We start from the raw sequence: 22,319 nt of genomic DNA, 5'->3' as shown, positions 1-22,319 counted from the left end.
CTTGCTCCATTCGATTGCGATTAATAATGCTGATCATTCATTGGCTATAAAAAGGAAAACTTAGCTCCTACAAAAAAGCCGATGGAAACAAACAGGAGTGACCAGGTTAGCGCTCCTGCAGTTGTTATGAGAATATATTTTTTGAAGGACATAGCACTGATACCAGAGATATAGCTTGATACATGCCTCAGACCTGGAATGAAATAGGCAATGAAAATCGCCCAGTTGCCGAATCGCAAAAACCATCTTTTCATACTGGCAAAACGCTTGGGTGTAAGGCCCACCCACTTGCCGAATTTTTCTACCACAGGTTGCCCTAGTCTTAGACCAATGGTATAGCTGATAAGCATGCCTGTGATGGATCCCATGAAACAAACCAATACCGAAAGTGAAAAGTCCAAAACCATAAGGGAGGATAAATAACCTACAAACAGCATTAACACCTCATCAGGTACAGGAAGTCCGATAATCCCAAGTGCCATAAGGGCAAATATGGCAAAATATCCGTACTGTGAAATGATCTCTATAATCCAAGGCATGGGTGTATCACTTCCTGTTGAAGGATTTTTTAAGGGACGGAAATGGGATACGACTGATCATCATTACGGACAGCACTGCCATTAATACGATGACCAATCCCGGTTTCATACGTTCATCTAGTAAAGAAATCATCGACAGAATGACTCCAGCAGCAGTAATGGGCATCCCCACGAACCCTTTGGAAGGCGCCGACAGATTAAATCTGGCCAATCGAAGTGCACCACAAATCAAAAAGAAAACCGAAACTGCAGGTCCAATCCAGTGAGCATCTTCTAACTTATACAATAGGATAAGGAAAGTTGGCGCTAAACCAAATGATATAATATCCGCCAATGAGTCCAATTGTTTACCGAATTCACTAGTACAATGCAGTATTCCTGCCAGTAATCCATCCAGTACATCGCATATTGCCGCGAGTAATATCATTAGTAAAGCCACGCTATATCGTTCTTGAATCGTAAAATACAAGGATAGTGACCCGAGTCCCAAGTTTGCAAGTGTGCACATTGAAGGCAACCAGTTCAATTTCATATTATTTCACCCCTTTCAAATTGCAGTATTTTTGTTGATCCGTTTACCCTTCAAAGGTCATAGTAAAGCTGACACCGTTCTCCGTATTTTTCACAGTATAAACACAAGCGTGCATATCTAGTATTCGCTTCGCAATGGAAAGCCCCAGACCCGTACCGCCGGTCATTCGACTGCGGGATGGCTCAGAGCGATAGAACCGTTCCCAGATTTGCTCCAGCTGATCTTCGGGGATTGATTCTCCTATATTTTGAATAGTGAATACAATAGTCTGGGCATGACTCTCAATATTGACGGTGATGGCACTTTTTTCTTCCGCATGCCTAATAGCATTGGTCATAAAATTCAGCACAACTTGTTCGATCCAGTTCACATCAGCATATACTGGCAACTCATTTGCAGGAATTATGATGACCTCCAAATGTTTTTCACTCAGCAAGTGGACTAGCTTGTCCGTCACCTTTTCCGTCAGTTCACTTAACATAAAGGAAGTTTTCCGAAGTTTAATCGTGCCCGACTCCAACCGTGCTAGATCCAGCATATTTTTAACAAGAAACTCCATTTTATCTGCTTCCTCAATAATCACCTTAATGTAGTGATCCTGCTTGCCTGCGCTAACGCCGTCTTCCAATCCCTCGGCAAAACCTTTGATAATACTGAGCGGTGTCTTCAATTCATGAGAGGCATTGGCAAAAAAGTCCTGCTGCATGATCTCCATTCTTTGTTTCTGCTCCATATCCTCAACAAGCTGCTGATTGGCCTCTCTTAACTCTCGTAAAGCAGCATCCAGACTTAGTGATAAGGTGAACATGCTATTAGAAAGGCTGCCTAACTCATCCTTCTGCCGAATCGATGTGTCCCCTGTAAAGTCCAGAGAAACCATCCGTTTAGCTATGTTGTTTAACTTAATTAGCGGACGCGTTACCATTTTCGAAAAAAAGAGTGAAAGCACCAGAATCAGAACAATGCCGCCAATTCCCAGATATAAAAAGAACCAACGCAACGCCTCGTTCGAATCCTTAACTTCCTGTAACGAGGTCACTGTGAATAATAGTTCTATTTCTCCGTTACTTTGCTTAAGGGGCAAAATAATCACAGAATTGCGACTCCCACTCCAGGGAGCAATCCAGTCTTGCTTCTGTATTTTCAAATTTTTGAAGTCGTCTATCTGCGCCGGCGTCAAAGGAAACCATTCCTCTAGAGCCTCAAACAGTATTCCTTGGCGTGGATTCCATATTTTCATATCAGGCATTACAATTTCCGCAACAGTGCCTGCTGCATGAATCGTCCCAGTCTCTTCTGTATCCCCTATTGTTCCGTCCCCTTTTTTTGTAATACTTATGGGGTAGAGTATAACGGGTGAAGAACTGTCTTCATCCAGAAGTTCACCTTCAACGCTCAACTGATCATCTACTTTAATGTTTGCTGCTCTAAGCGCATCTCCGTACTGATTCATGAATAGGGATAATGAGACAACCATACTCTTTCCATTATCATCAACTAACTTTATATGAAATGGATCTTCCGAATTCATTTTTCCATCCAGCTTCAAAATAACCATTTGTGTTTTATTCCGCAGCATAAAACGAACGAGCTCTTGGGAGGTTCGAGTGCTCCCCCACGGCTCGCTTATATATCTTGCAGCAAAGCTCTTAAGGTGTTTCTCTACGCGGTTCTCTTTTTGCTTCTGATAGAAATTGTCAAATAACAGCAGTTGGCTAAGAATCACCATGCCATAGAAGCAAAGGAAAAAGATAACAGTCATCACAAATAGTTTAAAGGTAATTCCACGTCTTCTCATGCCTCTTCCTCAAACATGTACCCTGTGCCAATCACCGTACGAATAAAACGTGACTCATAGCCTAATTTACTTCGCAGCTTCTTGATATGACTGTCCACAACTCTGGAATCTCCTTCAAATTCAATTCCCCAGATCCGGCTAAGGATTGTATCCCTTGAAATGACAATCCCTTTATTTCGTATTAAAAGCCATAAAAGATCGTATTCCTTAGGGGTAAGCTCCACTTCCGCATCTTCTACCTCTAACCGATGAGCTAAGGTGTTAAACATCGCGGAACCAAATTTTATTATGCTGGATTCAGGCTGATGGGAGCCTTCAACCCGCTTCATAAGTGCATTTGCCCGGGCTACCAGCACCTTTGGACTAAATGGCTTGGTAACATAATCATCCGCTCCTAATTCAAATCCGTAGATTTTGTCGTCATCTGTAGACTTGGCGGTTAACAAAATGATAGGTACCGCTGATTTTTCACGAACTTCACGGCATACTTCAAAGCCATTCATAGCAGGCATCATGATATCCAAAATCAGCAGATCCGGCAGCAGTGAGTCAAACCAAACCAATGCATCTCTTCCATTATCTGCTTCGAGTACTTCCCAATCATTCTGTATGAAATAATCAGACACCAGTTCACGAATACGAATTTCATCCTCAACGAGAAGAAGCTTCTTTTTCAATCTAGTCCCCGCTTTCAAACAATTTATAAACATTAGCATAGTCTAGCGCTATGTCCTTTATGTGTCCATAAAAAAATCCCCCTGTCATGAGCCACACAGCTCTTGCAGGAGGAGTTCATTTTATCCCTGATCACCCTGAACAATACGTTACAATTTTCAATAGGTTATTCTTTATCTTCATCTTGTTCTGAAGAGCTTTCTTCATCCTCGACACGCGGTTCATGATGAATATTAATTCTAGTAATCCGCAGTCTTGTCGATTCCTCTACTTCAAAGACAACATCTTCAACTTTAACTCGTTTTCCCTTGCTTGGATTACCTTCCAGCTCCTTAAACAACCAGCCGCCAATGGAATCCACTTCATCATCCTCGATCACTACACCCGTAAGATCGTTGACATCTTCAATCAGCATCCGGCCTTCAACAGAAATGTAATCGCCATTGCGTTCTACACTCGGACGCTCATCTTCAAATTCATCATGCAGATCGCCTACGATTTCTTCCAGAATTTCTTCTGCTGTCAACAAGCCTGCTGTACCGCCATATTCATCGACAACTAGCGTTAGCTGAGCTTTATTCTTCTGCATAAATCGCAAAGTATGGCTAATCTCCATCGATTCTGGTACGTTAAGGATCGGTCGAACCAGCGTCGTGAGATCATTCTGCTGCTCAGGTGGAGCAAACAGCAGATCGGTAATATGAATAAAACCAATAATTCGGTCCTTGTCTTCAAAAGCAACCGGATAACGTGAATGTCTCGTTTCGGTAATGATCTTCATATTTTCTTCGAGCGAAAGATTGCTGTACAGCACATCCATATCCGTACGAGGCAGCATGACTTCACGAGCGAGTAGATCCGAGAATTCAAAGATGTTATCCATCAGTTTCATCTCATCTTTATCAATGACACCACTCTTAGCACTCTGATTCATCAGGATACGAATTTCCTCTTCCGAGTGGGCAGCCTCACTCTCATTCGCAGGCTCAACACCCACTAAACGAAGCAATGCATTCGCCGATGCATTCAATATCCAGATAAAAGGCATGAACAGATTATAGAAGAACATCAGCGGTGCCGAGAGTAGTAGAGCAGATCCTTCTGTTCTTTGAATCGCAAGAGATTTCGGTGCAAGCTCACCAAGTACAATATGTAAAAATGTAATAATGGAAAATCCGATAACAACAGAAACAGTAGAAATCAGAGTACCATCCGTAATCCCCATTTTATACATTAACGGCTCAACCAACAGCTCTGAAATGGCCGGCTCCCCGACCCAACCTAATCCCAGTGACGCGAGTGTAATCCCAAACTGGGTGGCAGATAAGTACGAATCCAGTCTCTTATTAACCTTGAGCGCATATCCTGCCATTTTATTACCTTCACTTACAAGTTGGGTCAGACGAGACTGCCTGACCTTAACTAATGAGAACTCCGCTGCTACAAAAATTCCGTTTAATAATACGAGCACCAGAACAAGCAAAAGATTAAGCATTAATCTCCCTACTTCAAATTCCGTATGCGCCACTTTAACAACGCCTCATTTCTACAGATTGATCGCTTTTCTAGTTTTGAAATCAACTTCCGGATAATACATATCCGCTACTAACAGGTTAGGTCCGCAACAACCTGCTGCATCGCAGTGACAGTTCACCTTCTGGTTCAGCGGATGCTTAGTCTGCCAATCGATAAATATATCATCCAGTTTTTGGTTGTCTATATTGCCAAAGGCTGCGATATCAGCGAAATCTGTAACGAAAACATCTCCAGTAAACATATTTACGTTCACACGATTCCGACCATCCGGATCATTACGAAGCGTAACATTCTTCTCAGCACGCATTCTACTTAGCAATTTCTGATCTTCCTCTAGGAAGCTGCAAGCAAAAAACGGAAGCGTGCCGAACAGCATCCAGACCTCCAGATCACGGGTATCCAATAATGAATGGATCGCTGTCCGCATTTCATTCAAGGACAACACTGGCAAAGCGGAAGCAAAGCTCGAATTGTACATAGGATGTACCTCATGCCGTTTTGCTCCCATGTCGAGAATCAGCTTATGAATTTCAGGCAGCTTAGTGTGGGTACGGTAATTAATCATAGTTTCCGCAGAAATTAACATACCATCCTCACTTAACTGACGAGAGTTCTCAATCATTGTATTATATAGCCGGTAAGCGGCTTCCTTGGCAACCGCATGACCACTGTTCGCAAAACCTACTTCATGAAAATCGTCACCGTTCACATAATTAAATGAAATATGCATAACGTCCAGATATGGAAGCAGCTTCTCATAACGGGAATACGGCATCGTCAGATTAGAATTAATTTGCGATCTGATTCCCCGCTCCTTGGCGTATTTCAGCAATGGCACAATGATATTATCTACCGTTCCGGCACGGAACATAGGCTCTCCGCCCGTAATACTAATGGTTTCCAGATGCTCAACTTCCTCTAAACGGTCCAGCATATTCTTAAGCGGTAGCATATCCCCTTCTCTAGAGGTTAGACTATCACCTACAGCACAGTGCTCACACCGCATGTTGCATAAATTGGTTACAGTGAATTCCACACTCGTTAGCACATGGCGGCCATGCTTACGTAGAGAAGTGATTGGATCCCATGGATCGTAACTTGGCGACAGCTCCCTCGGTGAAGATGTTAATGGTCTTAAAACATTCATTTGTACTAGCTCCTTTAAATCTTATTCCTATTATTAACCCAAAATCATGAAGAAAGAACGATGTCTTACCCTATATCATACCACGTTAGTCAAAAAAACTGCACTTCTGATGTCTTTCTGACCGTCTTTACTTACCTTACATTTCAAAAAAATAAAAGCAGCGAGACGAAAAATAGGCTTCCGACATATCTTCGGACAAGCCTAATCTTCTCTCCACGCTGCTATAAATAATCAATTTGGCGTTTCCAGAGAACCGCCTTGTTCTGCGACGTCGACAATAACAACGGAGAGGGCTTTACTAAGATCTCGTTCAAACGGTACGACTTTCTCTCCTTCAGGACCCGTAAGCACACGTACGGTGGGTCTGTGAGGCGTACTCGGATCTATTTTGACTACAACCCCGCTCTCCCCTGTACTGAGCTTTACCGTAAGACCCAGCGGATAGATTGCTACACGATCTCTAAACAACTCTAAATGCTTTTGCTCATACAATGTACCAGAACCAACGTAGAGTGCCTCAACGGCTTGATGTGGAAGCATAGCCTTTTTGTATACTCTATTGGAGGTCATGGCATCGTAGGAATCCGCTACACCCAGCCACTTGGCATATTCATGGATTTGAGGTCCTGTTAATCCACGAGGATACCCGGAACCGTCAATGCGTTCATGATGCTGCAAGGCACAATGTGCTGCGAGCAGCGGGATATTCGGCTCCTCCTTTAGAATCTGAAACCCGATCTCGGTATGAGCCTGCATATGGCGGAATTCTTCATCACTGAGCCTGCCTGGTTTCTGTACGATTTTTATCGGGATTTGTGTCTTCCCAATATCGTGCAGCAACGCACCTAGCCCAATTACTCGAAGTTCCTCTTTGCTATACCCGTGAGCAATGCCAAGCACCAAAGTGTACAAGCAGACATTCAGGGAATGGACATATAAATAGTTATCAGCAGTGTGCATATCCATCAGCATGATCATCGGATCTTCTTGTAAAGACATATCGTCTAAAATGTTATCCATGACCTTAGAAAATTTTTTGTCCAAATGATATAGCCCCTTGGTAATTCCTGAAGCCCCAGACATTTGCTGAAATTGATTACGAATCGCCTTTAAGGCCTGATTGCGCGTCTCATCCTGAAGAATGCCAGTAATCACAATATCATCCGTGACAGAATCCTCTATGTAGATATAACCGATATCAATTCTGGCAAGACGCTTGATCAATGCATCAGTAAGCTCCACCCCATCTGCGAGTAGAGTTAGACCTTCATCATTATATATTTTTTTACCTAATTTCATGCCTGCTTGAAGCTGATTCACGGATACTAAACGCACTAAACTCACTCCTGCCTTTAACGGTAAAATGCTATTCTGTATTGAAATCCTTGGGTCACACGCTTTGTCTATACCGTTTCTATGGAAATTCAGACAGGTGAACCTTAAAGAAAATCAGATAATGTCTAGGTCAGTGCCAACGGGCATTAACGCATAATAAACAACCAGAATACAGCAGCAAGAATAAATCGATAGATCGCGAAATGCGTTAATCGAATCTTTTGAATCCATTTCATAAACAAAATCACTACTAAATATGCCACTACAAAAGAAATCAGAAATCCAATTACAAAATACCCAATCGTATCACTCGTGAAATTTTTATACGAATCCAGCAGTTCATACCCGGAAGCCGCACACATAATAGGAATAGCTATGAGGAAGGAAAAATCCGCAGAAGCCTTATAGCTGACCCCGCTTAACATCCCCCCAGAAATTGTAGACCCGGAGCGTGAGAAGCCCGGCCAGAGCACCGAAATAATCTGATATAATCCAATCGCCAGCGCCTGTCCGTAAGACAGATCATCCAATTCATGGGCAGTAATTCGTATTTTGCGTCTATTTACCCATTCTGCAACAATCATTAGAATCCCTCCGGCGACAAGCGCCCAGAGCACAGTCGAAGCTCCAAAGAGACTTTTGATAAAGTCACGGGCAAAAAAGGCCACAGCAAGTGCTGGCGCAATCCCAAGAATCACATGGATTAAGTTCAGACGGGATGCCGGCATAACGCCTCCTCTTCCTGAGCTGCTACGTCCAATCCCTAGCAAATTGAGCACTCGCTTACGGTAAACAAGTGCTATCGCCAAAATCGCCCCTAGTTGAATTACAATTTCATAAGTCTTCATAATCGAACCTTGCTCATCGAAACCTAAAAGCTTCGTAGTCAAGATCATGTGTCCAGTCGAAGATACAGGAATGAATTCAGTGATTCCTTCGACAATTGCTAAAATAATAGCTGTAATCGTGTCCATAATGTCCTCCTATTTTTGGGAATCTAGCACTGTTAAATGGAGTCTATAAGTGTAGATTGTGAGCTGTCAGACTTAGCTTCCCAGCGAGTGAGCATGCATTCATCGAGGCTGTTTGGACGCTGTAATTCCATCCGCAAGAGATCGCGCAAAAAATGTGGCAATAGAAACAAAGCATCCTTCCCTTTCGCGATCGTCTCATAGCCAGCCCTGAAAGTAAACATGTCCAGCGTACCAACATTATACTCTCTTTCATCCTCCAGTGGATTTCCTTCGACAAAAACTGCAACATTCTTATCATACGGTATCATCAATGGATCGTACAAGATTTTTAATCCATCTACTGCCAAGCTGCCCAGATGATTCCCGCGGAAACCGTACCCGTAAATGACCTTATTATAAAACTCCTCTGTAAGACTCTGTTCCAAAGCTGTGCGAATATCTATACCCTTCAGCTTAATTATGCAAGTATTGATGGGAGAAGGACATAGTGCATGCAGCATCCCTGTCGTAACCTCGCCTTCCGGCAATGGACCTAACAGCTGACCCGTGTTAACTAATGACAAACTAGTTCCTGTAAATCTACGTACAGCTTGTGCCAAAAGATTGCCAAAGGGAGACTCTCCCCGCATGCTCAAAGGAAGCTCACGGTCAGTAATTGCAACGATCGTCTGAAGAGATTCACGACCATGCTTTAAATGAACAGCGACGGCAGGACCTATAACCTCCTCCTTCAGAAGGGGGTCAATAGGAATACATTCACCCGTCACTAAGCTGAAATCAGCCTGAGGATCTAGCCGCTCAAATTGAAGGCGCCCGAGATACCGACCGAATTTTCCGGCACCGCATACAGCAGTACCATTAATCATAATAGGCTCCTCTAGCAGATGATGCGTATGTCCACCAAGGATAGCATGTACGCCCTCCAGCCGCTCTGCCAGAATTTTATCCGTAGGAAGTCCAAGATGAGATAGAATGATTAAAATATCCACCTGTGGCGCCAAAAGTAAACATTGTTCCCGGAGCGCAGTTTCAGGATCTAAAGCATCCCAGCCCAAAAGGGAATAGAACGAAGTAAATGCCGCTGTTGCTCCGGTTACTCCTATTCTAATTCCATCCTTCTCCAAGATAGCATGACGTTTCATCCAGCTTGGTGGCTCTCCTGTCGAAGACTCCACAAAATTACAGCATACTACCGGACACTGTAACCCAGAAAAAATGGATGACAACATCTCCTGAGAGAACGTAAGCCCCTCATTATTGCCAATGGTTACAGCATCATATCCAGTTAAATTTAATACGTCGATGTTAGCCTGACCCATAGTGCCTTCTGTCTCCACAGCTGCACGATCCATATGATCACCAATATCCAGCAGCAGTACAGGCTCTTCTCCCGCTGCAGCCCTTTGTGCGGCGATTTCCGCTGCCACTGGACTTACCATCTCAAAATGGCTATGTATATCATTGGTATGAAGTATGGTCAGTCTTTGCGGCACATGCCCCATAAGCAACATTCCTCCTACCCTAGAGCTGCTCTTTAATGAAGCAGTCGGTGCGTGATCTTATAGAGCCTAGCATAACATTTCCAGACACATTATGGTATATTTAAGACATCAGATCATACATCAGAGGAGAATAAAAATGCATATTACTATCCGATTATTCGCGGGTCTGGCTGAGACAATTGGCTCTTCTTCTCTATCCTTCCAAGCGACTGAGAATCACTTAACAGCTGGAAAGCTGAAGGAACTTCTATCCACCTCTTATCCAGATGCAGCATCTCAAATTGGGGCTTCTTTAATTGCCATTGACCGGGAATATGCTCCTGATGATTCTATCATCACAGCCTCCTCCGAAGTTGCACTTATTCCTCCAGTTTCCGGGGGAGAGAATGGCACTATATATGAAAGTACTACTGATGGCCTTTATAGCATAACGGACCAGCCATTGAATGCGGAGAAGCTTCTAGATGCCGTTCTTGACGTCAATCACGGAGCATCCTTATTATTTATCGGCACTACACGTGAAATGACCGGAGAACAACGTACAACTGCACTTCATTATGAAGCCTATATTCCTATGGCCTTAAGTAAGCTAGAGGAGATCGGCAAAGAGGTCAAGAACCGCTGGAACGCAAACTGCGCAATATCTCATCGCATTGGGCTTGTAGGTTTAAAGGAAGCAAGTGTTGTCATTGCCATCTCCACACCTCATCGCGATACCTGCTACGAAGCCAGTCGCTTTGCCATTGAACGATTGAAACAGACCGTTCCCGTTTGGAAAAAAGACATTAATGAATCGGGCCAACATTGGGTGGATTCTGATCAAAAAGCTACCGATTCAATCCACTAATAATCTTTTCTCCTTTTTGATTGAAAAATCTGAACTTTGTTGATATTCTGGATAAAATCGGATAAAAGGTGGCATAGGCATTGAGAGTACACGTCTCGGATCTAAAACCTGGTAATCACCTTAACGCGGACGCGTATAGTTCTAGGGGTTTACATGTATTACCAAAAGGATCACTGCTCCAAATAAATGATATCGCCAAGCTGATGCAGCTTGGAGTTGATTATGTTGATATCGAGACGTTAGAGGAAGAGGTATCACCCCTCAGCAGACCTACAATTATTCAGACGGTGACCACTAGTTTTGATACCATGATTGACGGCTTCGAGTCTCTTTATATGGAAGCGTTATTAAAAGGAAGCTTCAACCAATCCGTAGTAAACGACATTCTTCAGCCTTCGCTTCAAACTTTGGACAAGCATAAAGATGTAGTGTCCCTCCTGCTTTTGCTGGATCGGGAAGATAACTATACCTACAATCACTCCCTTCAGGTAGGCATGCTCTCTTATTATATTGCGATATGGCTTGGTTATTCCAAACAAGAATGCTATGAAATTGGTCGTGCAGGATATTTGATCGATATTGGAAAATGTCGAATTTCACCCTCTCTCTTGAATAAACCAGGGAAGCTGACGCCAGAAGAATTCGAGGAAATCAAACTACATACTAAGTACGGCTACGAAATTATACGCAATTCCATGGACGACTCTTACACAGCTTTGGCTGCTCTCCAGCATCATGAGCGTGAGGACGGCTCTGGATATCCCAGCGGTCTAACCAAAACCGAGATTCATCCTTATGCTCAAATTGCAGCTGTAGCTGACATCTATAGTGCGATGACTTCTAAACGAGTCTATAGTTCGAAGCAAGAGCTTATTTCCGTCCTGCGTGAAATAAACAATCTAAGTTTCGGTAAACTGAACGCTAAAACGGTTCAAGCGTTTATCCAGCATTTAATGCCCAATTTCATCGGCAAGCGTGTATTACTGAACACAGGTGATATTGGCGTGATTATTATGAACAATCTGGTGGATATTTTCCGTCCACTGGTAAACGTTGACGGAATGTTCGTGGATCTTTCTCGCGAACGGAACGTTGCTATTGTAGAGATTTACATGGACTAAGGCATTTCGATCCCTCCCAAACCCTCCCTTCCAAGGGGGACCCCAAGGGCTCCGCCCTCTGGACACCCGGAAGTTTGATGTAAACTTGTGGCGGTGGTGGATAGAAGGAACGACGCCTTGTGTAACCTCTCCTTGAGGCTCCTGCTTTGCTGGCGCAAAGATCGGGGCCTCAAAGCTTTCTTTCGACATCCATGATCCCCCGTTTTCTTTCGGGGGATTTTTTCTGTTGTATTTTGCACAACAGAATTTATGTACGTAGAGCTGGATTGTAGTTCTGTTGTATTTTGTGCAATCAAAAATAAAGAAAACGTCTTTTATAAGCACATTTTCCTAATACTGTTGCACAAAGTGCAGTAGATGCTATTTTATGAGGTTGAATCGATGTTTCTATTGTAAATACTGCAATAGATGATTGAAATACAAACCTCTTGGCGAGACTAATATGTGGCTTAAATATTTCTAGGAGGTAAAACGTATGCTTCCAGTCCATGAACGTCTTGCCGAGCTATTCACTCTAAGTCGTCTACGCCAGCTTACAGCCTCCGAAGAAATGGAACAACAGCAATGCCTTCAGGTGAACGCCACTTACTGTTGGGAGATAGCTCGACTACAGAATGAAATACTGTTGGCGGAACAAACAACGGATACACAGTGGCATCAGGAGATTTGTGCCCAAATGTTTGAGATACGTATAACGGGAAGGTTGCCCAAGCGCCCGAAGTAATTGAACGTACGATATAAAACAGCCCACTCCTCTATTGCTTTCGCTAGGGGAATGGGCTGTTGTTCTGAGCTATAGGAAGCGGAATTGCGCTTCAATCAAACCGTTATACACACCATCACGTGACGTCAGTTCTCGGTGAGTTCCTTCTTCTTTGATCACTCCGTGATCCAGAACGACTATTTTATCCGCATGGCGGATGGTAGATAGTCTATGGGCAACGATAAAGGAGGTCCGGCCCTGAAGTAAGATTTTGAGTGCCTCCTGAATCTTCAGCTCCGTTTCTGTATCGATGCTAGCTGTAGCTTCATCAAGGATCAGAATCCGTGGATTCGCTAATAGTGCGCGGGCAAAGGAGAGAAGCTGACGCTGTCCCATGGACAAGGCGCTACCGCGCTCTTCTACCTCTGTCTCATACCCTCCAGGAAGCTTCATAATAAAGTCATGGGCATCTACTGCTTTCGCGGCATTTTCCACTTCTTCATCGGTAGCATCCAGTCGACCAAATCGAATGTTGTCACGAATCGTTCCTGAGAAAATAAAGGTATCCTGCAGCACGATTCCGATCTGCCTTCTCAGACTATCCAGTGTAACGTCACGGATATCTTCACCGTCAATCGTAATTCTTCCGCTCTTAATATCATAGAACCGGCCAATCAGGTTAATAATCGTACTTTTCCCTGATCCGGTATGACCTACTAGTGCGATCGATTGCCCAGCTTTTACATCCAGATCGATGCCTTTTAAAGCCGCCCGACCTTTTTCATATTCAAAAACAACATTATTAAAATTAATATCTCCACGAATTGTTCCTAGTGGCTTAGCTCCTGGGTTATCTTGAACCGAAGGTTGCTCATCCAAATATTCAAAGATCCGTTCCGAGGAAGCCATCGCTACGAGCAACTGGTTATACATCTGGCCCAGACGGTTAATCGGGTCCCAGAAGTTACTGACATAAGAGCTGAACGCTACAAGCAAACCGACTGTAAGCTCACCAGATTGGATCAAATAAGCCCCTAGCCAAAAGAGGACCATCGTTCCAAACCCACCAGTGATCTCGATCATCGGTCCGAAAGCTTGGTTCATCGCAGAGGCTTTATTCCAGGATTTTTTACTGTCTGTATTCATAAAATCGAAATAATTCATATTTTCACGTTCTTGTGTATAAGCCTGTGTGACTCTGATCCCCTGAATCGATTCGTTCAAGTGAGAATTAATTCTAGAGTTCTTCATCCGCACATCCTGCCATGCGATCCGAATCTTCTGACGCAGCTTAGTAGAAATAAAGAACATGATCGGAACTGTAACCATTACTGCAAGACCAAGTTTCCAGTTGATCAATAACAGAATAATGGTAATCCCCAAAAGCTGCACACAGTCAATCATCAGATTGACTACCCCGTTCGTGAACAAATCCTGCAGTGAGTTGATATCATTCGTCACACGTACTAATACCGAGCCTGCTGGGCGTTTATCGAAGAAGTTAAACGAGAGCTTCTGAATATGCTTGAACAAGTCAGAACGTAAATCATAAATCACTCGTTGTCCAATAATGTTCGTGTACTTAATCCGGTACACACCTGCAATCCATTGAATGAGATATAAGACAATCACACCTGCCGTAAGCGAATAAAGAAGTGTTAAGCTGGGATTCCCAACCTTAGGCGCTATGGCACGGTCGATAGCTAAGCTTGTCAAGAAAGGAACAGTCAGCTTCGTAATGGTTCCCAGAATCATCATGATAGAAACCAGTGGAAGCATCTGTTTGGCGTAAGGCTTCATATAGCTAAATAGTCTGGTGAACTGCTTCCAGTCAAACGCTTTGTCGATAACATCATCATCTTTGTACACGAAGCGTTCATCAAGTGTCTTCTGCTCGGCTGCTTTTCGCTTTGCTCCCGTAGCGGTGTTCTGTTTGGCTTCAAGTTTCATTTGCCTCACTCCTCCCCTCTTCCGGTAGCTCTGGCCAGATAGTCAGCATATTGTATCCGGTATACATCTTGGTATGGACCCGGAACTTCAATTAGCTCCTGATGAGTACCACGCTGCTGAACATGACCTTCATTCATGACAATGATCTGATCCGCATGTCGCAAGGAGGATATCCGATGGGCGATAATAAGTGTTGTACGCCCATTCATGACCTCTTGGAAACCCGCCTGAATCTCATGCTCTGTTTCCATATCGACAGCACTGGTCGCATCGTCGAGGATGAGGATACGCGGATTCTTAAGCAGCGCTCTTGCGATGGCAATCCGCTGCTTTTGTCCGCCGGAGAGACCCATTCCGCGTTCGCCCACTACAGTGTCATATCCGTCTGCCATCTCCATAATGAAATCATGCGCCTTTGCCAACTGTGCAGCACGGATAATCTCTTCCATGCTTACATTTTTCAAGCCATATGAAATATTGTTGCGGATGGATGAGGAGAACAGGAACGTTTCCTGGAATACGGTGGCAATCTGTGACCGCAGGCTGCGCACACTGTATTCTCTAATATCAATGCCATCCAGCGTAATACTACCTTCATTGACATCGTAAGCACGCATCATCAGTTGAGTAATAGTGGATTTACCTGAACCTGTGCCTCCAAGAAATCCGATAATTTCTCCTGATTTAGCTTCAAAATGGATGTCAGTAACGGCAGGCATTTTGTTCCCGTACGCAAAGGTGACATGATTAAAGGCAACGTCCCCTTTAACCTCAGAAGGTACCAGTTCACGTGCATCTTCTTTATCCTTCACATCAATTTTTTGATTAAGTACCTCAAGTACACGTTCTCCCGAAGCTTTGGACTGTGTATAGTTATTAATATGAAACCCAAGACCCCATACCGGTCCAATGATGTACCAAATCAAACTGAAGAAGGCAACCAATTCACCTAGTGACATTTTGTCGTTAATGACGAGTGTACCACCTACGCCTAACAGAATAGCTATACTGACCGATGCTAAAAGCTCCATGATAGGAAAAAACTTACTCCAGAGCTCTGCGGCAAAAATCTGATTATTCTTATAACGTTCATTACGGTGTGAGAATTTCTCAACTTCGTGAGCCTCTCTAGCAAACGATTTGACAGTACGCACACCGGTGATATTCTCCTGTACAGCCGTTGTCAGAGAACTTAACGCAAGACGCATCTCTTGAAAGGCCGGATGAATCTTCGACTCAAATCTTAAAGCTACTGCTGCCAGAAATGGCATAGTAATCAATGTAACCAATGTTAGCTGCCAATTAATGGTGAACATCATGATAGAACCAAAAAGCACCATAAAAAACACATTTAGCAGCTGAGCGAAACCAAAACCGATAAAGTTCCGGATCGCTTCTAAATCCCCGGTCAGCCGGGACATCAGATCTCCTGTTTTCGCGGTATCATAATAACGGAAAGATAGAAATTGCAATTTCTCATAACAAGCGTTACGTAGCCGATATGCTAGAAAATTACCTAACCGCCCTCCAAAAAAACCATGTGCAAATTGTAGTAAAGCTTTTACGATTACTACAGCCAATACACTGAGAGCCAACACGGGCACCTCTTTAAACTTGAGTGGAACAATTACATCATCGATCAGCTTCCTTAACAAATTGGGGGTAATTAGCCCCACTGCAGTTGCGGCGGCCAAGCATACAATCGAAAGAATCAAATAATGCAGCTTCTCTCGGTAATAGCCTCGCAGTTGCCTGAGAACATCCATATCTCTCCTCCTATCTATTTTAGCGCTTTCAATTTTAGTGACTTTAAGCAGTGTATCATCCCTAATTTAAAGCGGCAAAGCGTAGATTTGAGCGTTTATCCTGTTATTTCGGAAAAAAGACCCATATATAGGTGATAAACGACCATCATTGTCTTAAAATACTCGAGTTTCCTCCTTAATGCTGTTGAATTAAGAAACATCATGATCCTTGATGTGACCACACCCCTCAAAGAAAACCTTTATAAGGCTTTTTTTCATAAAATTTGGATTTAATCCTCTCAAATGAAAACCCCACTTCTATTTTCAATAAAAAATACGTATCCGAGTGACTTGAGCATAAAAGCATCAAGATCACTGCGAATACGTATTTGCTATTACTTATTAGAATGAAGCTGGTCCCCCTTGAAAATCAAGGTTAACCGATACTTCCTTCCATTTCGAATTTGATCAGACGGTTCATTTCGACCGCATATTCCATCGGCAGTTCTTTGGTGAACGGCTCGATGAAGCCCATGACGATCATTTGAGTCGCTTCAGCTTCTGTTAGGCCGCGGCTCATTAGATAGAACAGCTGCTCCTCAGAAACCTTGGATACCGTTGCTTCGTGCTCAAGCACGATGTTATCGTTCATGATTTCATTGTAAGGAATCGTATCCGAAGTGGATTCGTTATCCAAAATGAGCGTATCACATTTGATGTTCGATTTCGCGCCTTCTGCCTGACGGCCGAAGGAAGCAAGACCACGATAAGTTACTTTACCACCGTGCTTACTGATCGATTTCGATACAATAGTGGATGTTGTGTCTGGAGCCAGATGGATCATCTTGGCACCTGCATCCTGATGCTGGCCTTTACCCGCTACTGCGATGGATAGTACTGAACCTTTAGCTCCACGGCCTTTAAGAACAACCGCAGGATATTTCATGGTCAGCTTGGAACCGATGTTGCCATCAACCCATTCCATCGTAGCATTCTCTTCTGCAACCGCACGTTTAGTAACGAGGTTGTAGATGTTAGGTGCCCAGTTCTGGATTGTAGTATAACGAACACGTGAGTTCTTCATACACAAGATTTCAACAACCGCACTGTGCAGAGAATTCGTGCTGTAGATTGGCGCTGTACAGCCTTCTACATAATGCACAAAGCTATCTTCGTCAGCGAGGATCAAGGTACGCTCAAACTGTCCCATGTTCTCGGAGTTAATACGGAAGTAAGCCTGCAAAGGAACTTCACATTTCACACCTTTAGGAACGTAGATGAAGCTTCCGCCTGACCAAACGGCACTGTTAAGTGCTGCAAATTTATTATCGGTTGGAGGGATGATCGTCCCGAAGAACTTCTTAAGAAGTTCTGGATGTTCACGCAGTGCAGTATCGGTATCTGTAAAAATAACCCCTTGATCTTCAAGGCTCTTCTGCATGCTGTGGTATACAACCTCAGATTCATATTGTGCCGATACGCCGGCGAGGAACTTCTGTTCCGCTTCAGGAATACCCAGCTTATCAAAGGTTTCCTTGATTTCGGAAGGAACTTCTTCCCAAGTCTTCCCTTGTTTCTCGGAAGGTCTTACATAATATTGAATATCCTCAAAATCTAAATCGTCCATATTGCCGCCCCATGTAGGCATCGGCATTTTACGGAACTGTTCAAGGGATTTTAAGCGGAAATCAAGCATCCACTGTGGTTCATTTTTGATTGCTGAAATTTCTTTAACAATTTCGGCCGTCAAACCTTTACCAGACTGGAATATCGACTTATGCTCATCACGGAACCCGTATTGGTACTCTTCCATATCAGGCGCTTTCTTAGCCATGGTGTCAGCCTCCTTGTTCTTCTATTATTTATGTTGCTCTTCTTCGTCAATTCCTTTACGAAGTGCGTTCCAAGCCAGTGTTGCGCATTTGATCCGCGCAGGGAATTTATTCACACCCGATAGGGCTTCAATGTCTTCATAATCTCCGAAATCCACGTCTTCACCCTTCATCAGTAAGGAGAAATTGTCGGCTAGTTCAAGCGCACGTTCAACCGTTTGTCCTTTGATCGCCTCAGTCATCATCGAAGCGGATGACATACTGATCGAACAACCTTCACCGTTATAACGGGCATCTTTTACGATTCCATCTTCTACCTTAAGCTGAAGTGTAATACGGTCACCACAAGTTGGATTATTCAGTTCAATTTTCAGAGCATCATCTTCAAATGAACCACGATTCCGAGGACTTTTATAATGATCCATAATTACTCGTCTGTACAAGTCATCCAAGTTCATAGCCGAAGTACTCCTTTGTCTTGATTAAAGCGTCCACCAGTCGATCTACATCCTGCTCGGTGTTATACAGGTAAAAGCTCGCACGTGCTGTTGAGCTGGCTTCCAGCCAGCGCATCAGCGGCTGACAGCAGTGATGACCAGCACGGATGGCAATCCCCTCTGCATCTAGTACTGTAGCGACATCATGCGGGTGAACGTCACCCAGATTAAAGGTGACAACGCCAACTTCACGATTGCGCGGACCATAAATGGTCAAACCATCAATCTCAGATAGACGCTGCTCTGCGTAGGCTGCAAGCTTCTTCTCATGGCTGTGAATCTCATCCATGCCGATTTCCTGTAAGAAATCTATGGCTGCACCTAATCCAACAGCTCCAGCAATGATCGGCGTTCCGCCCTCAAACTTCCAAGGCAGCTCTTTCCATGTCGATTCATAGAGACCGACATCATCGATCATTTCGCCACCGAACTCAACAGGTTCCATGGCTTCAAGGAGTGCTCTTTTGCCGTACAATGCCCCAATTCCAGTCGGTGCTAGCATTTTATGTCCGGAAAGTGCATAGAAATCACAATCCAGATCTTGCATATCGACCTTCACATGAGGTGTACTCTGTGCGCCGTCTACGACAATTACCGCACCGTTACGATGAGCAATTGCCGCAAGCTCTTTAATCGGATGAGTCACTCCCATAACATTAGATACATAAGCGATAGCAACGATCTTGGTTTTATCCGTAATCGTCTCCTCAGCATCTTGAAGCGTAATTGTTCCATCAGGTTGCAACGGTATATATTTTAAAGTAGCGCCTGTCTTCTTAGCTAGCTGCTGCCAAGGGATCAAATTACTATGATGCTCCATCAGGGTGATGACAATTTCATCGCCTTCACCCACTGCAGATGGCCCGTAAGAAGAGGCGACAAGATTTAGGGCAGTGGTCGTACCGCGCGTAAAGATAATTTCTTTAGTGCTGCGGGCGTTAATAAACTTAGCTAGCTTCTCCCGGGCTCCCTCGTAGGCATCTGTTGCACGGCTGCCTAGAGTATGGACGCCACGGTGTACGTTGGCGTTATCCCACTCATAATACGACTTGACCGCCTCAATTACTTGACGAGGCTTCTGTGAAGTAGCAGCACTGTCTAGATAGACCAGTGGATGTCCGTTCACATTCTGGTTCAGTATGGGAAATTGCTCCCGGATGGCGTTGCTAATCATTGACCTAACTTCCTTTCCACAAGAGATTGGAGCTGATTACGCAGTCCCTCTAGTGGAATTTGCGACACAACAGGAGCCAAGAAGCCATAGATGATCAGAGTTTCTGCATCATGCCGTGTAATTCCGCGGGACATCAGGTAAAAGACTTGCTCGTGATTGACCTGTCCTACGGAAGCGGCATGGCCTGCTGTAACATCATCTTCATCAATCAGCAGGATCGGATTGGCGTCACCACGGGCTTTTGGACTTAGCATCAGGACTTTCTCCGTTTGCTGACCGTCGGCTCTAGTAGCACCTTTCTCGATCTTGGTAATTCCATTGATGATAGAAGTAGCATTATCACGCATAACCGCACGAGTGATCATGTCACTTGGGGTGTTTTTGCCGAAATGCTGAGCTTGAGTAGTGTAATTCAGTTTCTGTGATCCCGTACCTACAGCAATTACTTTAGCATCGGAGCTAGAGCCATTGCCTTTGAGCACAGACTTGGTATCACTTGCTGTATCACCATAGTTCATCTCACCAACGATCCATTCGATGGTTCCGTCATTCTCAACAACAGCGCGGCGGTAAGTCACATCTGTTGTATCCACGCCCAGCTGATGCACTGTAGCATAACGTACTTTAGCACCTGCACCCACGAATACTTCTACAGCACCATTGTGTAATCCAGCTTCCTCTTTATCCGACACGTAGTTATCTACGTATGTCAGGGAACTGTTAGTATCCGCTACAATCAGAATGTGAGGAACAAATGAAGCTTCCGCATCATCTGTTAACAACACCGCCTGAAGTGGAGTTTCAACCACTACATTCTTAGGAACATAGAGGAATACTCCACCGTTCCATAGTGCTGCATGAAGCGCAGCGATTGAATGCTCGTCAGGTTGAATTGCCTTATGCAGGTAACGTTGTACCAAATCTCCATGCTCTTTAACAGCTGTTTGCAGATCGGTAAAAATAACACCTTGTGCTGCAAGCTCAGGAGCTAGTCGTGTATATACTGCACCAGAGTTACGTTGAATAATCAGACTGCCTTCTTCCTGATCCTTGATCAAGGAGGAAATGGAAGCAGGTGCATCCTTCAGTGAAGCTATGGTTTCACTTGTTTTGTAGCTACCATAATTGTTCACATTCCAACGATCAATCCGTGTCTTCTCTAATTTAGGCAGTGTCAGAGTAGCTGCCAGTTCAAGTGCTTTCAAGCGGCTTTCTTTCAGCCAACCCGGTTCGCCGCTACTATGCGATAATTCGCTCAAGCGCTCGGCATCCACCGGAAGAATGGTCTGTGTCGTCATAAGTGTTCTCCTCCTTCCTGGCGTTTCTTACGCGTCTTGCCCTACTGTTTCGTCTTCAATTCCAAGTTCTTCTTTAATCCACTCGTAGCCTTCTGCTTCCAGACGTTGTGCAAGCTCAGGACCACCGGATTTCACAATTCTGCCCTGCATCATAACATGTACAAAATCAGGTTTGATGTAGTTCAAGAGACGTTGATAGTGGGTAATAACCAGGAAGCCGCGATCTTCACTCCGCATGGAGTTTACGCCTTCAGCTACAATTTTCAAAGCATCAATATCAAGACCAGAGTCAATTTCGTCCAGAATCACGATTTTTGGATCTAGCATCATCATTTGTAGAATTTCGTTACGTTTCTTCTCACCACCGGAGAAACCTTCGTTCAGGTAACGGTGTAGGAACTCAGGATTCATGTCCAGTTCTTTCATCTTCGCTTCCATAAGACGGATAAAACGAATCAAAGAAATTTCGCTTCCCTCTTCACGGCGGGCATTAATGGCAGAGCGCAAGAAATCGGAGTTTGTTACTCCGGAAATTTCACTTGGGTACTGCATAGCAAGGAAAAGACCTGCACGTGCGCGTTCATCAACCGCCATCTCCAGAAGATCTTCACCTTCAAGTGTTGCTGTTCCTTCAGTTACTTCATATTTAGGGTGACCCATAAGAGCTGACGCCAAGGTACTTTTACCTGTACCGTTTGGTCCCATGATGGCGTGAATTTCGCCACCTTTCATTTGAAGGTTAATCCCCTTCAAAATCTCTTTTCCCTCAATCGTCGCTTTAAGTCCCTCAATGACAAAATCTGCTGCCATAATATTATTCCCTCCATTGATCGATTTGCGAAATCAAAAGTTGTATTGAAACAGGATGTTCCTGATTCCCAGCACAATTAGATTCTATATCACATTATAATTATTATAAATTGAATCACAATGATTATCAATGATTCTCAACAATTTTATAACAAAGCCTGTTTTTTTACAAATATCTCTTTTTATTTTCTCTATGAAGAACCGCATAATTCGCTATTTTTAGTGTTAATCCCCAATGTTCATTCATACCCAACCTAACGCAAAAAATAAGACCTCCCGCAGGAAGCCTTATTTCATACGCTTT

General features: G+C 43.9%; 19 protein-coding genes. 3 read left to right on the top strand and 16 right to left on the bottom strand.

Annotated features, from left to right (window positions below):
• Positions 1–44: 44 nt before the first annotated feature.
• The 9 genes from QNH28_RS08735 to QNH28_RS08695 all read right to left on the bottom strand — a co-directional run bounded on the left by QNH28_RS08735 (position 45) and on the right by QNH28_RS08695 (position 10,038).
• Positions 45–539: a DedA family protein gene (locus QNH28_RS08735; protein ID WP_283911021.1), complete on the bottom strand. Its 495-nt coding sequence runs from the start codon at positions 537–539 to the stop codon at positions 45–47.
• 7 nt (positions 540–546) lie between these two features.
• Positions 547–1,071: a CDP-diacylglycerol--serine O-phosphatidyltransferase gene (gene pssA, locus QNH28_RS08730; RefSeq protein ID WP_283911020.1), complete on the bottom strand. Its 525-nt coding sequence runs from the start codon at positions 1,069–1,071 to the stop codon at positions 547–549.
• A 43-nt stretch (positions 1,072–1,114) separates the two neighbouring features.
• Complete coding sequence (locus QNH28_RS08725) at positions 1,115–2,869, bottom strand: sensor histidine kinase (protein ID WP_283911019.1); 1,755 nt, start codon at positions 2,867–2,869, stop codon at positions 1,115–1,117.
• Positions 2,866–3,546: a response regulator transcription factor gene (locus QNH28_RS08720; protein ID WP_283911018.1), complete on the bottom strand. Its 681-nt coding sequence runs from the start codon at positions 3,544–3,546 to the stop codon at positions 2,866–2,868. The genes QNH28_RS08725 and QNH28_RS08720 overlap by 4 nt, the downstream gene beginning before the upstream one ends.
• A 164-nt stretch (positions 3,547–3,710) precedes the next feature.
• Complete coding sequence (locus QNH28_RS08715) at positions 3,711–5,039, bottom strand: hemolysin family protein (protein WP_283912090.1); 1,329 nt, start codon at positions 5,037–5,039, stop codon at positions 3,711–3,713.
• Positions 5,040–5,090: 51 nt separating this feature from the next.
• Positions 5,091–6,227 (bottom strand): radical SAM/CxCxxxxC motif protein YfkAB, encoded by a 1,137-nt coding sequence (gene yfkAB, locus QNH28_RS08710; protein WP_283911017.1) that lies wholly within the window; start codon positions 6,225–6,227, stop codon positions 5,091–5,093.
• Positions 6,228–6,458: 231 nt separating this feature from the next.
• A complete protein-coding gene (locus tag QNH28_RS08705; protein ID WP_283911016.1) occupies positions 6,459–7,562 on the bottom strand; it encodes an HD-GYP domain-containing protein in 1,104 nt (367 codons plus the stop codon).
• A gap of 146 nt (positions 7,563–7,708) precedes the next feature.
• On the bottom strand, positions 7,709–8,536 hold the full coding sequence (locus QNH28_RS08700) for an undecaprenyl-diphosphate phosphatase (protein ID WP_283911015.1): 828 nt from the start codon (positions 8,534–8,536) through the stop codon (positions 7,709–7,711).
• A 32-nt stretch (positions 8,537–8,568) separates the two neighbouring features.
• Entirely contained in the window at positions 8,569–10,038 is a 1,470-nt protein-coding gene (locus QNH28_RS08695; RefSeq protein ID WP_283911014.1) for a bifunctional metallophosphatase/5'-nucleotidase, read from the bottom strand.
• Positions 10,039–10,174: 136 nt separating this feature from the next.
• Between QNH28_RS08695 and QNH28_RS08690 the strand changes: the two genes are divergently transcribed.
• The 3 genes from QNH28_RS08690 to QNH28_RS08680 all read left to right on the top strand — a co-directional run bounded on the left by QNH28_RS08690 (position 10,175) and on the right by QNH28_RS08680 (position 12,730).
• Positions 10,175–10,885, top strand: coding sequence for a molybdenum cofactor biosynthesis protein (locus QNH28_RS08690; RefSeq protein WP_283911013.1), 711 nt, complete (start codon positions 10,175–10,177; stop codon positions 10,883–10,885).
• Positions 10,886–10,965: 80 nt separating this feature from the next.
• Positions 10,966–12,006, top strand: coding sequence for an HD-GYP domain-containing protein (locus QNH28_RS08685; protein WP_283911012.1), 1,041 nt, complete (start codon positions 10,966–10,968; stop codon positions 12,004–12,006).
• A 475-nt stretch (positions 12,007–12,481) separates the two neighbouring features.
• Positions 12,482–12,730, top strand: a complete 249-nt coding sequence (locus QNH28_RS08680; RefSeq protein ID WP_283911011.1) for a DUF7667 family protein — start codon at positions 12,482–12,484, stop codon at positions 12,728–12,730.
• Between the two features lie 69 nt (positions 12,731–12,799).
• Here the strand turns inward: QNH28_RS08680 and QNH28_RS08675 are convergent, their stop codons facing one another.
• From QNH28_RS08675 to sufC, 7 genes are all read right to left on the bottom strand, one after another.
• Entirely contained in the window at positions 12,800–14,659 is a 1,860-nt protein-coding gene (locus QNH28_RS08675; protein ID WP_283911010.1) for an ABC transporter ATP-binding protein, read from the bottom strand.
• 5 nt (positions 14,660–14,664) lie between these two features.
• Complete coding sequence (locus QNH28_RS08670) at positions 14,665–16,425, bottom strand: ABC transporter ATP-binding protein (RefSeq protein WP_283911009.1); 1,761 nt, start codon at positions 16,423–16,425, stop codon at positions 14,665–14,667.
• A gap of 415 nt (positions 16,426–16,840) precedes the next feature.
• Positions 16,841–18,238 carry a Fe-S cluster assembly protein SufB gene (gene sufB, locus QNH28_RS08665; RefSeq protein ID WP_042186357.1) on the bottom strand — a complete coding sequence of 466 codons (1,398 nt, stop codon included), beginning with the start codon at positions 18,236–18,238 and terminating at the stop codon, positions 16,841–16,843.
• 24 nt (positions 18,239–18,262) lie between these two features.
• Complete coding sequence (gene sufU, locus QNH28_RS08660) at positions 18,263–18,694, bottom strand: Fe-S cluster assembly sulfur transfer protein SufU (RefSeq protein ID WP_036684339.1); 432 nt, start codon at positions 18,692–18,694, stop codon at positions 18,263–18,265.
• The gene (locus tag QNH28_RS08655) at positions 18,681–19,907 is read right to left on the bottom strand and encodes a cysteine desulfurase (RefSeq protein ID WP_283911008.1); all 1,227 of its coding nucleotides are present in this window, start codon (positions 19,905–19,907) and stop codon (positions 18,681–18,683) included. Before QNH28_RS08655 ends, sufU begins: the two co-directional genes overlap by 14 nt.
• On the bottom strand, positions 19,904–21,205 hold the full coding sequence (gene sufD, locus QNH28_RS08650; RefSeq protein WP_283911007.1) for a Fe-S cluster assembly protein SufD: 1,302 nt from the start codon (positions 21,203–21,205) through the stop codon (positions 19,904–19,906). The genes QNH28_RS08655 and sufD overlap by 4 nt, the downstream gene beginning before the upstream one ends.
• A 27-nt stretch (positions 21,206–21,232) precedes the next feature.
• On the bottom strand, positions 21,233–22,015 hold the full coding sequence (gene sufC, locus QNH28_RS08645; protein ID WP_042186351.1) for a Fe-S cluster assembly ATPase SufC: 783 nt from the start codon (positions 22,013–22,015) through the stop codon (positions 21,233–21,235).
• Between the last annotated feature and the right edge of the window lie 304 nt (positions 22,016–22,319).

It is taken from the genome of Paenibacillus sp. G2S3 (assembly GCF_030123105.1).
Lineage (GTDB): Bacteria > Bacillota > Bacilli > Paenibacillales > Paenibacillaceae > Paenibacillus_AQ.
This window is presented reverse-complemented; position numbering and strand designations above follow the sequence as displayed.

Coding starts and splice junctions, on each gene's coding strand:
- QNH28_RS08715 (WP_283912090.1), bottom strand. CDS start 5,039: ATGCTTAATCTTTTGCTTGTTCTGGTGCTCGTATTATTAAACGGAATT.
- sufD (WP_283911007.1), bottom strand. CDS start 21,205: ATGACGACACAGACCATTCTTCCGGTGGATGCCGAGCGCTTGAGCGAA.
- pssA (WP_283911020.1), bottom strand. CDS start 1,071: ATGAAATTGAACTGGTTGCCTTCAATGTGCACACTTGCAAACTTGGGA.
- QNH28_RS08690 (WP_283911013.1), top strand. CDS start 10,175: ATGCATATTACTATCCGATTATTCGCGGGTCTGGCTGAGACAATTGGC.
- QNH28_RS08680 (WP_283911011.1), top strand. CDS start 12,482: ATGCTTCCAGTCCATGAACGTCTTGCCGAGCTATTCACTCTAAGTCGT.
- sufC (WP_042186351.1), bottom strand. CDS start 22,015: ATGGCAGCAGATTTTGTCATTGAGGGACTTAAAGCGACGATTGAGGGA.
- sufB (WP_042186357.1), bottom strand. CDS start 18,238: ATGGCTAAGAAAGCGCCTGATATGGAAGAGTACCAATACGGGTTCCGT.
- QNH28_RS08725 (WP_283911019.1), bottom strand. CDS start 2,869: ATGAGAAGACGTGGAATTACCTTTAAACTATTTGTGATGACTGTTATC.
- QNH28_RS08735 (WP_283911021.1), bottom strand. CDS start 539: ATGCCTTGGATTATAGAGATCATTTCACAGTACGGATATTTTGCCATA.
- sufU (WP_036684339.1), bottom strand. CDS start 18,694: ATGAACTTGGATGACTTGTACAGACGAGTAATTATGGATCATTATAAA.
- QNH28_RS08675 (WP_283911010.1), bottom strand. CDS start 14,659: ATGAAACTTGAAGCCAAACAGAACACCGCTACGGGAGCAAAGCGAAAA.
- QNH28_RS08670 (WP_283911009.1), bottom strand. CDS start 16,425: ATGGATGTTCTCAGGCAACTGCGAGGCTATTACCGAGAGAAGCTGCAT.
- yfkAB (WP_283911017.1), bottom strand. CDS start 6,227: ATGAATGTTTTAAGACCATTAACATCTTCACCGAGGGAGCTGTCGCCA.
- QNH28_RS08700 (WP_283911015.1), bottom strand. CDS start 8,536: ATGGACACGATTACAGCTATTATTTTAGCAATTGTCGAAGGAATCACT.
- QNH28_RS08655 (WP_283911008.1), bottom strand. CDS start 19,907: ATGATTAGCAACGCCATCCGGGAGCAATTTCCCATACTGAACCAGAAT.
- QNH28_RS08695 (WP_283911014.1), bottom strand. CDS start 10,038: ATGGGGCATGTGCCGCAAAGACTGACCATACTTCATACCAATGATATA.